Here is a 14,686-nt window from a genome sequence, read left to right as displayed (position 1 = left end):
TGCTGATGCTGCACGGCAATCCGTCGTGGAGCTACTACTACCGGCGCCTGGTTGCCGGGCTGCGCGACGGCTATCGCTGCATCGCGCCTGACCACATCGGCATGGGCTTCTCCGACAAGCCCGGCGACGACCGTTATTCGTATCGGCTGGAACGTCGCGTCGAAGATCTGGAACGGCTGATGCAGTTCCTGATCGACGAACGCGGCCTGCCCGCCAACGGCCACACGCTGGTGCTGCACGACTGGGGCGGCATGATCGGCATGGCCTACGCCTGCCGCCACCCGGAACGCATCGCGCGACTGGTGATCCTCAACACCGCGGCGTTCCCGAATCCGAAATCGTTGCGCCTGCCCTTCACGCTCAAGCTCGGCCGCGACTCTGCGTTTGGCGCCTGGCTGATCACGCGCTGCAATGCCTTCGCCCGCGGCGCCGCGTACTTCGGCGTGCGTCGCAAGCTCGATGCGGCGACGCGTGACGCGCTGCTGTCGCCCTACGACACGCCCGCCCACCGCATTGCCACCTTGCGCTTCGTGCAGGACATTCCGCTGCAGCCGAGCGACCCCGGCTACGCCCTGATCGAGCAGACCGGTCGCGACTTGGCGCAGTTCGCGACGCTGCCGGCGCAGATCCATTGGGGTCGTCACGATTTCGTGTTCGACGACGCCTTCCTCGCCAGCTGGCGCGAGAAGCTGCCGCAAGCCGAAGTCAAGGTCTACGAAGACGCCGGCCACTATGTGCTGGAGGATGCGCACGAGCGCATCGTGCCGGCGGTGCGCGCGTTTCTTGATCGCGGTGCGAAGGCGGTGCTGCGATGACCGCAAGCGGCAGCACATCCACCGGCAACATCGCCGCCAGCCTGAGCTTCATGGCCTCGCGCCAACCCACGCGCGCCGCGATCCACTGCCCGGTCGGACGCGACGCCGTCGGCGTGGCGATCTACAAGACCTTGAGCTACGCCGAACTCGAACACGAGGTCGGCATCGTCGCCTCCGGACTGATCGCCTACGGCATCGGACCGGGCGTGCGCACGGCACTGATGGTGCGTCCGAGCATCGAGTTGTTCGTGCTGATGTTCGCGCTGTTTCGCGCCGGCGCGGTGCCGATCCTGATCGACCCCGGTATCGACCGCCGCGCGTTGCGCCAAAGCCTGAACGAGGCGCGGCCGCAGGCCTTCATCGGCGTGCCGATGGCGCACGTCGGGCGCGTGCTGCTCGGCTGGGGTCGCTCCACGATCAAGCAGCGCATCACCGTGAACGGCTCGCGCCTGTTCTGGGGCGGCGCGCTGTACGAGCAGATCCGCGCGCTCGGCGACAAGCACGGCCCGGTGCCGCCGGCAGCGATGGCGCCCGACGCGCTGGCCGCGATCCTGTTCACCAGCGGCGCCACCGGCGTGCCCAAGGGCGTCGAGTACCAGCATCGGCATTTCCTCGCACAGATCATCGCCATCCGCGCCGCATTCCGCATCCAGCCCGGCGAGATCGACCTGCCGACGTTTCCGCCGTTCGCACTGTTCGATCCGGCACTGGGCATGACCAGCGTGATTCCGGACATGGACCCGACCAAGCCCGGCAGCGCCGATCCGGTCAAGCTGGTGAACACGATCGAGAAGTACGGCGTGACCACGCTGTTCGGATCGCCGGCACTGGTCGAAGTGCTCGCCCACTTCGGTGCCAGCACCGGCAAGCGCCTCGGCAGCGTGAAGCGGGTGATTTCCGCCGGCGCGCCGGTGACGCCGAAGACCGTGCAACGGCTGCGCACGATGCTGCCCGACGACGCCGAAATCTTCACGCCCTACGGCGCCACCGAGTGCCTGCCGGTTTGCACGATTGAGAGCCGCGAAATCCTGGCGCTGGCCGAACGCACCAATCGCGGCGAAGGCATCTGCGTCGGCAAGCCGCTGCCGACCAATCAGGTGCGCCTGATCAAGGTCACCGACGAGGCGATCGACGCCTTTGGGCCCGCGACCGAGGTGCTGCCCGGCGCGATCGGCGAAATCGTCGTCTGCGGGCCGACCACGACCGAGGCCTACTTCGCCCGCGCCTCCGCGACCCGACTCGCCAAGATCACGCAGGGTGGTCGCATCTGGCACCGCATGGGCGACGTCGGCTACTTCGATGCACAGGGCCGGCTCTGGTACGCCGGGCGCAAGGCACACCGGGTCGAGACCGGCAATGGCGTGTTCTATCCGGAAATCGTCGAAGGCGTGTTCAACGTGCACCCGAAGGTACGACGAACTGCGCTGGTCGGCGTGCGCGTGCACGGCAAGGCGGTACCGGGCATCTGCGTCGAACTGGCGCAGGATGTCTCGACAGCGGAATGGAAACGGATCCGCTTCGAGTTGCGCGACCTCTCGCTGCGCAACGAAGCGACCAACGTGATCCGCCACTACTGGCGGCATCCAGGATTCCCGGTCGATATCCGCCACAACGCCAAGATCGACCGCATCGCACTTGCACGCTGGGCCTTGAAGCGCGCCGACAAGGCCGATCTCGGTCTCACCTGAGCAACCACGGAGCAGCCCATGAAAGTCCTGGTCACCGGCGGCGGCGGATTTCTCGGCAGTGCCATCTGCCGCCTGCTCAAGGCGCGTGGCGACGACGTCGTCAGCTTGTCGCGTTCGCACTATGGCGCGCTGTCCGCGCTCGGCGTGCGTCAGGTGCAGGGCGACGTCGCCGCGCTCGACAGCGTGCTCGCCGCCAGCAAGGGCTGCGACGCGGTGATCCACACCGCCGCGCTCGCCGGCATCTGGGGCCATTTCGACGAGTTCAGCCGCACCAACATCGGCGGCACCATGGCGGTGATCGGCGCCTGCGAACTGAACGGCGTCGGCAAACTGGTGCACACCTCGACGCCCAGCGTGGTGCATGCCGGTCACGACATCGAAGGCGGCAACGAGAGCCTGCCCTACGCCAGCCAGTTCAAGGCGCACTATCCAGCGACCAAGGCCGTCGCCGAACAGCGCGCGCTGGCGGCAAACTCGCCGAAGCTCGCGACCGTGGCCTTGCGCCCGCACTTGATCTGGGGGCCGGGCGATCGCCACCTGCTGCCGCGCATCCTGGCCCGCGCCAAGGCCGGACAACTACGCTTCATCGGCCCGCCGAAGAAGATCGACACGATCTACATCGACAACGCCGCGCAGGCGCATCTCGACGCACTCGATCGCCTGGCGCCGTCCAGCGCCTGCGCCGGTCGCGCCTATTTCATCTCGCAAGACCAGCCGATCGCGCTCGAAGAAATGGTCAACCGCCTGCTGCGCGCCTGCGGCCGCGAAGCGGTGACCAAGCACTTGTCTCCGGCCATCGCGCGAGTCGCCGCACGCTGCTTCGAAACGCTCTACAAGACCCTCGGCAAACAAGAAGAACCACCGCTCACGAGCTTTCTGGTCGAGCAACTTTCGACCGCGCACTGGTTCAGCATCCACGCCGCCAAACGCGACCTCGGCTACCAGCCCAAGGTCAGCACCGTCGAAGGCCTGCAGCGACTGCAGGAATGGTGGCAGCGTGAAGGGAACATGAAATCCGGCGGCTGAGCGGCCTGCGCAGCATTCGATTCTGCTGGCGCGCGTCAATTTTCGCGTCGACGCTCGTCGCGGGCGTAGGCGCAACTGGGTTGGCGGCGCTCAATCTACAGAGAGGATTCACACAGCTTTTCAAAGCCGGCGGAGTCGGTGTCATCGTCCGACTCCTTCCATCCACCGATTCTTCATTGCCAAACAGCCACTTCGCTTGCGGTCCGCGTTCCACGCCGGGTGCCCTTCGGCGTTTGAGACCGGCGCCACCATACGCTAGGCTCAGTCCAGCACTGGAGGATGCACCATGCGCTTGAACGTGATCGTCAAGGGAGCTGCTCTGGGTCTGATCGTGGCGTCGACGCTCGTGCTCGGTGCCTGCAGCAAGAGCCGCGAGACGCGTGCCGCGGAAGCCTGCGTCGCCGAGTTCGCGGCCAAGATCGAGAAGGACCGACCCTACCGCGCCGACATCGCCGCGATCGCCGCTGCCGCCAAGGCGGAAGGCGCCGACCTGTTGGTCATCGAGTCCGAGGCCACGCTCGACGCCGCGCAGGCCAACGAGTCGAAGCAGAAGTTCCTGTGTCGCGTGCAGTTCGACGCCAGCAAGCCGGACGCCGAACCGGCCGTCATCCTGTTCCAGTTCGCGTTCTGATCACGCCGGCGCGAGCGCGCTCCGGCAAGAGCCGCGATCCTTGGCTCACTCGTCGAAACGCAAGTGCTTCACGGACTTGCCGTGACGGCGGATCAAGCGCAGCGCCTCGATGCCGACCTTCACGTGCGCATCGACGAAACCCTCGGTGACCTTGCGGTCCGAAGCCTCGGTCTTGACCCCTTCCGGGATCATCGGCTGATCCGACACCAGCAGCAACGCACCGGCCGGAATCTCGTTGGCGAAGCCCGCCGAAAATACCGTCGCGGTCTCCATGTCGATGGCCATGGCGCGGGTCTTGCGCAGGTATTCCTTGAACACCTCGTCGTGCTCCCAGACGCGGCGATTGGTGGTGTAGACGGTGCCGGTCCAGTAGTCGTAGTCGAGGTCGCGGATCATGGTCGAGACCGCGCGCTGCAGCGAGAACGCCGGCAACGCCGGCACCTCGGGCAGCAAGTAGTCGTTGGACGTGCCCTCGCCGCGGATCGCAGCGATCGGCAACACCAGGTCGCCGATCTCGTTCTTGCGCTTGAGCCCGCCGCACTTGCCGAGAAACAGCAACGCCTTGGGCGTGATCGCCGAAAGCAGGTCCATCACCGTCGCGGCATTGGCACTGCCCATGCCGAAGTTGATCATGGTGATGCCATCGAAAGTGACGCTCGGCATCGGCCGATCCTGACCGCGCACCTCGCCACCGCCGATCACGCGCTTGAACACTTCCAGATACCCGCCGAAGTTGGTCAGCAGAATGTGCTCGCCGAACTCCTCCAATGGCACGCCGGTGTAACGCGGCAGCCAGTTGGCAACGATTTCCTGTTTTTCCTTCATCGTGTTCTCCTTCGTATCCCGCCATTGTATGCGAGCGATGGACTGGCGCCGGACCCGGCTTCGCCGTAGCAGCGATTCCAGATCGTTGGAATACCAATTGGCAGCCGGTACTATTTGGCGCATGAACACGCTGTCGATCAAGCTGCCGAGTGACCTGGACGAGGAAATCGCGAAGGCCAGCGCGCAAGAACACATCAGCAAGTCGACGCTGGTGCGTCGCGCGCTGGAGGCTTATCTTGCGCGACGCAAGTCGCAGACGCCCTACGCCTCGTCGCTGGACAAGGCAGGCGATTTGGTTGGTTGCTTCGAAGGCGGCGCGCGCGACCTCGCATCCAACCCCGCGCACATGGCCGGCTTCGGAAAGACCTGAGTGCGACTCATCCTCGATACCGGCCCTTGGGTCGCGCTGCATTGCCGCGATGAGCAGCACCACACTTGGGCCAAGGCGCAGTTCGCCAGCACCTCGGAACCATTGCTCACCTGCGAGGCGGTGGTCGCCGAAACCTGCTTCCTCCTGGCACGCGGCGGCTTCGACCCCGGCAAGGCGCTGCAACTGATCGAGCGCGGCGTCGTGCAGCTGGCCATGCATCTGGAGGAGGAGATCACGACGGTGCGCGCCCTGTTCGAGCGTTACGACAACGTACCCGCCTCGCTCGCCGATGCCTGCCTGATTCGCATGTCGGAACTGTTCGAGCCCTCGCGCGTGCTGACGCTCGACAGCGATTTCCGCATCTACCGACGCCACGGACGCAAGACGATTCCGCTGCTCACGCCGTGACCCAGCCGGAGCCACCGATGTCCGACCCACGCCCGCTTTGCGCACTCACCATCGCCGGCTCCGACTCCGGTGGCGGGGCCGGTATCCAGGCCGATCTCAAGACCTTCGCCGCGCATGGCGTGCATGGACTGTCGGTGCTGGCCGCATTGACCGCACAACACACGCGCGGCGTGAGCGCGGTGCATGTGCCGCCCGCGGCCTTCTTGCGATCGCAGATCGATGCCTGCTTTGCCGACTTCCGCATCGGCGCGGTCAAGCTCGGCATGCTCGCGAGCACGGAGATCATCGACGCCGTCGCCGATGCGCTCGAGCACTGGGCGCCGCCGCAGATCGTGCTCGATCCGGTGATGGTCGCGACCTCGGGCGCGAAGCTGCTCGAAGACTCGGCACTGGATGCACTGCGCACGCGCCTGCTGCCGCTGGCGAGCGTGCTCACGCCGAACATCCCCGAGGCCGAATTGCTGCTCGGTCGCAAAATCGGCGCCGACAGCGCCGATGCCGCGCTGACCGCCTTGCTCGCACTCGGCGCGCGCGCGGTCTTGCTCAAGGGCGGGCACCTGCCCGGAACGCGCATGCTCGATCGGCTCGGCGAAGGAACGCGCCGCACCTGCTTCGAACACGCGCGCATCGCGGTCGAAGGCCACGGCACCGGCTGCACGCTGGCCTCCGCCATCGCCGCGCAACTCGCGCTCGGCCAGCCGCTGGCCGAAGCCTGCGCGCGCGCGGCCGACTACGTGCACGGCGCGCTGCGGCATTCCTATCGGCCCGGGCTCGGCAGCGTCGCCGTGCTCGATCATTTCTGGCGCAGCCGTGACGAGTCGCGTCCGCGCAGCCACCACCCGTGAACCTCGCGTCGGGCCGACGCGAAGGCCTCTGGCATAGTGCAGCCTTTCCCGTGACGGAGCGTCCCGCGTGAACTTGCTGCGTATCGCGATTGTGCTGGCCCTGGCGCCGCCGCTGCTGGCAGCGGAAGTGCCCTACCCCAGCACCTACCAGGTTCCGGCCAGTACGCCGGTGTTGATCCGCGACGCCACCGTGCTGGTCGGCGACGGCAGCAAGCTGGAGTCTGCCGACGTGCTGCTGCGCGACGGCCGCATCAGTGCGGTTGCGGTCGATCTGGCGGCACCGGCCGACGCCCGCGTCGTCGAGGGCAAGGGCAAGGTGCTGACGCCCGGCCTGATCGACGTGCACTCGCACCTCGGTGTCTACGCATCTCCCGGCATGATGTCGCACCAGGACGGCAACGAGATGACGGCGCCAACCACGCCGAACGTCTGGGCGGAGCACTCGTTGAATCCCAACGACCCTGGCTTCGACAGCGCACGCGCCGGTGGCGTCACCTCGATGCAGATCCTGCCTGGCTCGGCCAACCTGATCGGCGGCCGCGGCATCACGGTGAAGAACGTGCCGGCCACTACCTATCAGGCGATGAAGTTTCCGGGCGCGCCCTACGGACTGAAGATGGCCTGCGGCGAAAACCCGAAGCGCGTATACGGCACCAAGGGCGCGGCGCCGATGACCAACATGGGCAATGTCGCCGGCTACCGCAAGGCATTCCTCGACGCGCAGGAATACGTGCGCGCGCAGGATGAGTTCACGCGCAAGCTGGTGGCCTGGGAAAGCAACGACAAGAAAGACCGCGGCGAACGTCCGACACCACCGAAAACCGACCTCGCGCTCGACACGCTGGCCGGCGTGCTGCGCGGCGAGATCCTGGTGCACAACCACTGCTATCGCGCCGACGAGATGGCGACCATGCTCGACCTGGCCTCCGAGTTCGGCTTCAGGATCACCGCCTTCCACCACGGCGTCGAGGCCTACAAGATCGCCGACCTGCTCGCGTCGAAGGGCACCTGCGCCGCGCTCTGGGCCGACTGGTGGGGATTCAAGATGGAAGCACTCGATGGCATCCAGGAGAACCTCGCCTTCGTCGATGCGGCCAAGGACAGTTGCGCGATCGTGCACTCGGATTCGCCGGAAGGCATCCAGCGTCTGAACCAGGAGGCGGCGAAGGCGATGGCACACGGCAACCGCGCCGGACTCGCGATCACGCCCGAGCAGGCGATCCGCTGGCTCACCGCGAACGCGGCGAAGGCGATCGGCGTCGCCGACCAGGTTGGCACCATCGAGGTCGGCAAGCAGGCCGATGTCGTGCTCTGGAACGGCGATCCGTTCAGCGTCTACGCGAAGGCCGAGCAGGTGTGGATCGACGGCGCGCTGCGCTTCGACCGCAACGATCGCAACAGCTGGCACCAGGCCGACGTGATGCTCGGCATGCGCAAGGAGGTGACGCCATGATCCGTCGTCTGATCACGCTCGCTGCGGCGCTTGCGCTCGCCACGCCGGCCGCGGCCGAAACCGTGCTGATCCGCAATGCGCGCGTGCACACCGTCGATGTCGCCGGCACGCTGGAGGCCAGCGACGTGCTGGTGCGTGACGGCTTGATCGCCGCGGTCGGCAAGGCGCTGGTCGCCCCCGACGCGCGCGTGCTCGAAGCCAACGGCCGCGCGCTGACGCCGGGGCTGTTCGGTGGGCTCACCGCACTCGGCCTGGAAGACGTATCGGCCGAGATCGGCAGCGTCGATCACGCCTACACGCCCGGCGCAGTGATGCCGGCGCAACCAATGTCGATGCGGCCCGAGTTCGACGTGACCTACGCCTACAACCCGGCCTCGATGGTGATTCCGGTGCAGGTGGTGGAAGGGGTGACCTTCACCCTACTGGCGCCGAGTTCGATGCCCGGCGGCAGCCTGGTCGGCGGGCTTGGCGGTCTGGCCACGCTCGATGGCAGCAGCATCGATCTGTTGCCGGCCTCGCGCACCTTGTTCGTCGCGCTCGGCAGCGGCGCTTCACCGCTCACCGGCAATTCGCGCGCGGCGCAGTTCATGTTGCTCGACCAGGCCATCCGCGAAACCCGCGGTGCGCTGTTCGAAGGTGATCGCCTGCTGACCCTGGCCGGGCGCGAGACGATGGCGAAGTATCTTGGCGGTGGCCGCGTGCTGTTCTACGTCGACCGTGCCGTCGATATTCGCCGCACGCTGGCCTTCGCGAAGAAGCACGGCATGAAGCCGGTGATCGCCGGCGGCGTCGAGGCCTGGCAGGTCGCGGCCGAACTCGCCGCGGCCAAGGTACCGGTGTTGATCGACCCGCTGGTCAACCTGCCCGGCAACTTCGACCAGTTCGGTGCCACGCTCGAGAACGCGGCGCGCTTGCACGAGGCGGGTGTCCGCATCGCCTTCACCATGTCCGGCGATTCCTCGCACATGGCGCGCAAGCTGCGCCAGGCTGCGGGCAATGCGGTGGCCAACGGCCTGCCCTGGGACGCCGGCCTCGCCGCGGTCACCGCGAACCCGGCGGCGATCTTCGGCGCCAATGATCGCGGTCGCATCAGTGTCGGCCAACGCGCCGACCTGGTGCTGTGGAGCGGCGATCCGCTGGAAGTGACCTCGCTCGCCGACCAGGTCTGGATCGGCGGCGAAGCGCAGCCGATGACATCGCGCCAGACCCTGCTGCGCGACCGCTACGCACCGAAGCGCTGAGGCGCGGCACCGCGGCGCCGACGGGCGCCGCGGGCGCACCGGCGATGTACGCTCGCGCCCGGGTTCCAGCCGGAGACACCCGCGATGCCGCATCCGAACCTGCTTCTGCGCGTTTTGCTCGCGCTGCTGTTGATCGCGCCGAGCGCGCTGGTCCACGCCCAGGGATACCTGTGGCCGGGCGCCGCGCCGCCGTGCAACGGCACGCTGCAGCAGTGCATCGACGGCGTCATCGACAACGCCGTCATCTCGATCAACACCAACACGCCGAGCATCGCCAGCGATCCGCTGATCACGCGCGGTCTGGTGTTGCGCGCCGCACCGGGGCTGAAGCCGGTGTTCCCGCCCGGGATCGGCATCAACGTGGTCATCAGCACGGCGATCTCGGTGGAACTGGATGGACTGATGCTGCGCAACGGCGGCGATGTCAATGTCGTCGCCACCCTCGGCGCCGGTGCCGGTAGCGCGCATTTCACCGCCGAGCACATGCGCTTCGAGCATATCGGCGTCCCCGGCGGCGGCTTCCTTGTCGACTTCGTCGGCGAGAGCGAACTGGTGCTGCGTATCCGCGACAACGACTACCTGCGCACCGGCGGTGCCGGCAACTTCGCCGTGGTGCAGGCGCATCCAGGCCACCTCAGAGGCGAGATCGCATTCAACCGCATCGACATTCCGGACGGGTCCAGCAGTGCCTACGGCATCTCGCAGGCGGTGGATGGAATCACCGCCTGGTCCGACGTGGTCGTCGCCGGCAACCGCATCCGTGGCTCCTTCAGCTACGGCGCGATCTGCGGCCTCGCCAAGACCTCCGGCCCCGGCAAGCTGCCGATCTCGCAGATGCGCTTCCTGAGCAATGTCGTGATCGGCGCGATGGCCGGTTCCGGCACCGGCCTGTGTCTGTTCGCGGGCGAGGGTTACATCGACGCGCAGGTGATCAACAACAGTTTCATCGACCTCGGCACGGCACTGCGCGTGGAACCGCGTCCATTCGATCCGCCGACCACCGTGTATCCGATCTATGGCGAGTTCGCCAACAACCTGTTCGCGCACAATGCCAGCGCCGTCGCCATCAACCCGGCGGCGTCGGCCCTGACCAACCGCAACAATCTCTACTTCGCCAACAGCACCAACGGCAGCGGCTACAGCGCCGGGACCGGCAGTCGCTACGACGACCCGCGCCTGCTCTCGCGCAGCCAGCCCTATTTGCTGGCGACCTCGCCGGCGATCGATGTCGGCGTCGCCACCGCGCTGCCGCCAAGCACGACCTGGCCCAGCCTTGACGCCGAAGGCCACCGCCGCGTCAAGCGCAGCACGGTGGACATCGGCGCCTACGAGTACGGCGACGGCTGGTTCGATGTCATCGGCAACGGCAGCAACAACACCGGAAACACCTTGCTGCTCGATCACCCGACCAGCAACGGCGCCCCGGCCGCACGCGTGTTCGCAACACCCGACTTCAGCCTCGGCGGCGTCACCAACATGCGCCCGTTCGGGGTCTATTGGCACAGCGCAGCATCGCGCTGGCGCGTGTTCAACCAGGACATCGCCGCGATGCCAACCGGGGCCGGCTACAACCTGTTCACGCCGGCGGCGCCGACCGCATTGACCGCGTTTCCCGACATCGGACTGTTCCTGCACCGCCTGCCCGCATCGGGCCCGACCAATCCCTCGGATCTGATGAACCACCCGAGTCTGGACAACCGCCCGGACCAGATCGCGATCGTTACCCAGAACTGGAATCCGCAGGATCCGCCGGCTTCCACCGGCGTCTACAACAACTCGATCGTCACCTTGCAGTACTACGGCGACAACCTATGGCGCATCGCCAATGTCAGCGGCTTCTCGCTGCCGCTGAACGCCGCCTTCAACGTCTATGCGCAACCGCCGAGCCCAAGCGCGTTCCACCATGTCGCCGAGTCCGGAAATATCCTCGGCGGCACGGTCACCTTGCTGTCGCACCCGCTGCTCGACGGCAAGCCCTGCGCGCGCATCCAGGTGACCTCGGTGTTCGGCGACCGCGAGTTCGATGTCGCGTTCTTCCCGGTCTACCTGCGCTGGGGCATCTACAGCGTCGGCGCAATGCCCGACGGCGCGCGCTTCAACGTGCTGTTCAGCCCGCGCCAGATCGAGGAATGCTCGGGGGCGCAGATGTTCCGAGATGGTTTCGAGTAGGAGCGCACGATGCAAGCCAACCGCCACTGCGGCAAGATCGGCGGATGACCCTGACCCTTGCCCTGCTCGCACTCCTGGCCGGATTCGCACTCCTGGGCGCATTCGCGTTCGCGTGGTCGCGCCGAAGCCCCCGACCCGCGCAAGTTCCAGGCATCGACCATGCGGCCGCGCTCGCCGCCGAGCGCGAGCGCATCTACGCCGACTTGCATGACGATCTCGGCGCCAAGCTGCTGCAGCTGATCCACACCGCCAGCGACGCGCGCCAGGCCGATCTGGCGCGTGCGGTGCTGCAGGACCTGCGCGACGTGGTCACGCGCTCGCGCGGCGAGCCGGGCACGCTCGGCGACGTGCTCGCCGACATCCGCGCCGAAGCCACGCAACGGCTCGCGGCGGTGAACCTGCAACTTGACTGGCAGCAAGACGACGACATCGCCGACCCGGCGCTGAACCAGCATCAGGCGCTGCATCTGTTTCGCATCGTGCGCGAGGCGATCAGCAACGCCATCCGCCACGCCGGCGCGACGCGCCTGCGCGTGCGCGTCGACGCGACGCCGGAGCGGCTCACGCTCGAACTCAGCGACGACGGCATCGGCCGGGACGGCGCCGTCAGCCGCGGTCGCGGCACGCAAAACATGCGCGATCGCGCACGCGAACTGGATGGCAACGTCACCTGGCGCGACGCCACCGGGCATGGCACCAAGGTGATCCTGAGCGTGGCCTTGAACGAAGCCGCGGCGGTGTCGCCATGAGCGCGTTTGCCTCGGCGCTGGTCATCGACGACCTCGACCATTGCCGCGACTGGCTGGCACTTGCGCTGGCGCTGGCGTTTCCCGGCATCGACGTGCGCTTCGCCGACAGCGTCGCCAGCGGCCACGCGGCGCTGGCTTCGCCGCCGCCGCTGGTGCTGTGCGATCTCGGACTGCCCGATGGTTCCGGGCTGGAGCTGATCGAGCGGCTGGCGCGCGAGGCGCCGCAGGTGCAGGTCGTGGTCAGCACCGTGTTTGACGACGACGCGCACCTGTTCCCGGCGCTGCGCGCAGGCGCACACGGCTACCTGCTCAAGGATGCGACGATCGAGACCATCGCCGAATTGCTCGGCGGCATCGTCGCCGGCCAGCCGCCGTTGTCGCCCTCGATCGCACGCCGCCTGCTGCGCCACTTCCAGCCCGCCGCGACCACGCCGGCACCCGCCGTGGAAGCCGACCCGCTGACCGCGCGCGAACGCGACGTGCTGCGCCTGATCGCCAAGGGCCTGACCGTCGCCGACACCGCGGGCGCGTTGCAACTGACGCGCCACACCGTCGCCGGCTACGTCAAGGACATCTACCGCAAGCTGCAGATCAACTCGCGCGCCGAGGCCACGCTCGAAGCCACTCGCCGCGGTCTGGTCGGCGCCGGCGCGCGCTGAGCGAAGGCCACGGCCGGCCTCGTCCGTGTATGCCGGCCGTGGAGAAGGGCGCGGCGCTCTTTGGCGCCTGATCGTCACTGCTCACGGAACCGATGCTAGGCCCGGGCCAGCGCGGCGTGTACCCCGCGAATGCGGGGGTCACTCGAACGCGTCGACGAACAGATCGAAACCCGCGCCGCGCACCAGCACGTCGCGTGCGGCATCGCGCGGTCGGAAGTGTTCGATGGCACCCTCCGGCCAGCGCACGCGCAGCCCGGTGATGGACGCTGCACCAAGCCCAAAGTGCGCCTCGATCGGATGGCTGCCGAGAAAGCTGCCGCCGCCTTCGAGTTCGCGCATCTGCGTCAGTCCGTCGCTGCGACGCAGATGCACGCGCGCATTCACCGCATGACGGTTCATGCCCGGCTGGCGCAATGCGATGCTGATGCCGCGCGCGCTGTCCGCCGCGTCGTTGAGGTAGAACCGGCTCGTCGCCAACAACTCGGAACCGGAGTTCTGCACCAGCACGTCGATGTCGCCGTCGCGATCGAAATCGGCGCAGACCACGGCACGACCCTGGCCGGTATCGGCAATACCGAGCGCGGCGGCCTGTTCGCTGAAATTCATCGTGCCATCGTTCAGGAACATGCGTGCCGGATCGGCGTGGAACTCGGTGGCGTTGGCGCCGAAGAAACCGTTGACGTGGAACAGGTCGAGGTCGCCGTCGAGATCGAAGTCGCGCGCGCAGGCACCCCAGCCCCAGCGACCATCGCGCACACCGGCATCGACACTGACATCGACCCAGACCGGCACATCGGCTTGCGCATCGAAGCGATAGAGACGATTGCCGCTGTGCCCCCAATTGCCGTCGGGGTCTTCCGGTGACGGCGGGGTTGGGTCGAACACACTGGTCACGAACCACTCGAGCATGCCGTCGTTGTCGAAATCTCCGCTCGCGGTGCCCATGCCGTTCTCGTCATTCGGCACGCCCGCATTCGCCGGGATCTGACTGAAACCGCCATCACCGATCCCGAACAGCATCGTGCTGGTGCCAAAGTCGCGCGCCCAGAAGGCATCGGGCTGGCCGTTACCGCTGAAGTCGACCAGGCTCGCGGTGAACGAGTGATCGCGCGTCGAGGTCATCTCGGCGCAACAGACCAGGTCGCTGAAATCGGCATAGTCGCCATTGCCATCCAGGGCCAGGAAGTGACCGCGCACGCTGCTCACCTGGCTCATGTCCATGGTCCAGTGCGACAACACCAGCGCCAGGTCATCCTGAGCCAGCGGCCAGAAGGAGGCCACGCTGGCACCCCAGGTGTCGCGACCGATGCTCTCGAGCCCGGTATCGAGGTCGCGGGTGAAATGACCGGCACCGTCGTTTCGCCAGATCTCGGGTGGCGCCAGCAGGGCGCCGAGCAGCAAGTCCAGATCAGCGTCGCCGTCGAGGTCGTAGAGGTAGGCCCCGTTGTGGATCTGCGTCTCTGGATTCAGATGCGCGGCAGACAGTCCCGAGGCGGCGGTGATGTCAGTGAAGTTCGCGCCGCCATCGTTGCGCAAAAGCGTCGGCGGCCGCAGTTGCTGGCTGCCATCGACCAGCGCACCGCGCAGCAGCACCAGATCGATGTCGCCATCGCCATCGATGTCGCCACCGGCCGCACCGCCGGTCATCATCTCCGGGCCGTAGCGAAAGCCGTTCGGAAATCCATGGCTGACGGCGGCGCCGCGCGACGATGCGACTTCGTTGAACTGGAATGCCGCAGCCGGCGTCGTCATCGCGAGCAGCATCAGGCACGGGATCGTTCGCATGCCGGCGATGCTGCGCCAGTCC

General features: G+C 67.2%; 14 protein-coding genes. 12 read left to right on the top strand and 2 right to left on the bottom strand.

Going from position 1 to position 14,686, the window contains the following annotated elements:
• Positions 1–5: 5 nt before the first annotated feature.
• From IPG63_08340 to IPG63_08325, 4 genes are all read left to right on the top strand, one after another.
• The gene (locus IPG63_08340; GenBank protein ID MBK6727251.1) at positions 6–815 is read left to right on the top strand and encodes an alpha/beta fold hydrolase; all 810 of its coding nucleotides are present in this window, start codon (positions 6–8) and stop codon (positions 813–815) included.
• Positions 812–2,503, top strand: coding sequence for an AMP-binding protein (locus IPG63_08335; protein ID MBK6727250.1), 1,692 nt, complete (start codon positions 812–814; stop codon positions 2,501–2,503). The genes IPG63_08340 and IPG63_08335 overlap by 4 nt, the downstream gene beginning before the upstream one ends.
• An 18-nt stretch (positions 2,504–2,521) precedes the next feature.
• Positions 2,522–3,529, top strand: coding sequence for an NAD-dependent epimerase/dehydratase family protein (locus IPG63_08330; GenBank protein MBK6727249.1), 1,008 nt, complete (start codon positions 2,522–2,524; stop codon positions 3,527–3,529).
• 286 nt (positions 3,530–3,815) lie between these two features.
• On the top strand, positions 3,816–4,160 hold the full coding sequence (locus tag IPG63_08325) for a hypothetical protein (protein ID MBK6727248.1): 345 nt from the start codon (positions 3,816–3,818) through the stop codon (positions 4,158–4,160).
• Between the two features lie 45 nt (positions 4,161–4,205).
• Here the strand turns inward: IPG63_08325 and IPG63_08320 are convergent, their stop codons facing one another.
• Positions 4,206–4,985, bottom strand: coding sequence for an AMP nucleosidase (locus tag IPG63_08320; GenBank protein ID MBK6727247.1), 780 nt, complete (start codon positions 4,983–4,985; stop codon positions 4,206–4,208).
• A 121-nt stretch (positions 4,986–5,106) separates the two neighbouring features.
• On the opposite strand from IPG63_08320, the gene IPG63_08315 reads away from it, so the two are divergent.
• The 8 genes from IPG63_08315 to IPG63_08280 all read left to right on the top strand — a co-directional run bounded on the left by IPG63_08315 (position 5,107) and on the right by IPG63_08280 (position 12,879).
• Entirely contained in the window at positions 5,107–5,355 is a 249-nt protein-coding gene (locus IPG63_08315; GenBank protein MBK6727246.1) for a CopG family transcriptional regulator, read from the top strand.
• Positions 5,356–5,763: a PIN domain-containing protein gene (locus tag IPG63_08310; protein ID MBK6727245.1), complete on the top strand. Its 408-nt coding sequence runs from the start codon at positions 5,356–5,358 to the stop codon at positions 5,761–5,763. It abuts the gene before it with no gap.
• Positions 5,764–5,780: 17 nt separating this feature from the next.
• Positions 5,781–6,608, top strand: coding sequence for a bifunctional hydroxymethylpyrimidine kinase/phosphomethylpyrimidine kinase (thiD, locus tag IPG63_08305; protein MBK6727244.1), 828 nt, complete (start codon positions 5,781–5,783; stop codon positions 6,606–6,608).
• 67 nt (positions 6,609–6,675) lie between these two features.
• Complete coding sequence (locus IPG63_08300; GenBank protein ID MBK6727243.1) at positions 6,676–8,061, top strand: amidohydrolase; 1,386 nt, start codon at positions 6,676–6,678, stop codon at positions 8,059–8,061.
• Positions 8,058–9,302 (top strand): amidohydrolase family protein, encoded by a 1,245-nt coding sequence (locus IPG63_08295; GenBank protein ID MBK6727242.1) that lies wholly within the window; start codon positions 8,058–8,060, stop codon positions 9,300–9,302. The genes IPG63_08300 and IPG63_08295 overlap by 4 nt, the downstream gene beginning before the upstream one ends.
• Before the next feature lie 84 nt (positions 9,303–9,386).
• Complete coding sequence (locus IPG63_08290) at positions 9,387–11,471, top strand: hypothetical protein (protein MBK6727241.1); 2,085 nt, start codon at positions 9,387–9,389, stop codon at positions 11,469–11,471.
• Positions 11,472–11,515: 44 nt separating this feature from the next.
• Positions 11,516–12,220, top strand: coding sequence for an ATP-binding protein (locus IPG63_08285; protein ID MBK6727240.1), 705 nt, complete (start codon positions 11,516–11,518; stop codon positions 12,218–12,220).
• Positions 12,217–12,879, top strand: a complete 663-nt coding sequence (locus tag IPG63_08280; GenBank protein ID MBK6727239.1) for a response regulator transcription factor — start codon at positions 12,217–12,219, stop codon at positions 12,877–12,879. Before IPG63_08285 ends, IPG63_08280 begins: the two co-directional genes overlap by 4 nt.
• 138 nt (positions 12,880–13,017) lie before the next feature.
• On the opposite strand, the gene IPG63_08275 is transcribed toward IPG63_08280, so the two are convergent.
• The gene (locus IPG63_08275) at positions 13,018–14,664 is read right to left on the bottom strand and encodes a CRTAC1 family protein (protein ID MBK6727238.1); all 1,647 of its coding nucleotides are present in this window, start codon (positions 14,662–14,664) and stop codon (positions 13,018–13,020) included.
• Between the last annotated feature and the right edge of the window lie 22 nt (positions 14,665–14,686).

The organism is Lysobacterales bacterium, from assembly GCA_016703225.1.
Taxonomy (GTDB): Bacteria; Pseudomonadota; Gammaproteobacteria; order Xanthomonadales; family Ahniellaceae; genus JADKHK01.
Note: the sequence above shows the minus strand (reverse complement) of the source record. Positions and strands in the feature narration are given on the sequence as shown.

Excerpts from the sequence above, each read along its gene's own strand:
- thiD (MBK6727244.1), top strand. The coding sequence starts at position 5,781 with ATGTCCGACCCACGCCCGCTTTGCGCACTCACCATCGCCGGCTCCGAC.
- IPG63_08290 (MBK6727241.1), top strand. The coding sequence starts at position 9,387 with ATGCCGCATCCGAACCTGCTTCTGCGCGTTTTGCTCGCGCTGCTGTTG.
- IPG63_08335 (MBK6727250.1), top strand. The coding sequence starts at position 812 with ATGACCGCAAGCGGCAGCACATCCACCGGCAACATCGCCGCCAGCCTG.
- IPG63_08320 (MBK6727247.1), bottom strand. The coding sequence starts at position 4,985 with ATGAAGGAAAAACAGGAAATCGTTGCCAACTGGCTGCCGCGTTACACC.
- IPG63_08325 (MBK6727248.1), top strand. The coding sequence starts at position 3,816 with ATGCGCTTGAACGTGATCGTCAAGGGAGCTGCTCTGGGTCTGATCGTG.
- IPG63_08330 (MBK6727249.1), top strand. The coding sequence starts at position 2,522 with ATGAAAGTCCTGGTCACCGGCGGCGGCGGATTTCTCGGCAGTGCCATC.
- IPG63_08275 (MBK6727238.1), bottom strand. The coding sequence starts at position 14,664 with ATGCGAACGATCCCGTGCCTGATGCTGCTCGCGATGACGACGCCGGCT.
- IPG63_08295 (MBK6727242.1), top strand. The coding sequence starts at position 8,058 with ATGATCCGTCGTCTGATCACGCTCGCTGCGGCGCTTGCGCTCGCCACG.
- IPG63_08315 (MBK6727246.1), top strand. The coding sequence starts at position 5,107 with ATGAACACGCTGTCGATCAAGCTGCCGAGTGACCTGGACGAGGAAATC.
- IPG63_08280 (MBK6727239.1), top strand. The coding sequence starts at position 12,217 with ATGAGCGCGTTTGCCTCGGCGCTGGTCATCGACGACCTCGACCATTGC.
- IPG63_08285 (MBK6727240.1), top strand. The coding sequence starts at position 11,516 with ATGACCCTGACCCTTGCCCTGCTCGCACTCCTGGCCGGATTCGCACTC.
- IPG63_08340 (MBK6727251.1), top strand. The coding sequence starts at position 6 with ATGCTGCACGGCAATCCGTCGTGGAGCTACTACTACCGGCGCCTGGTT.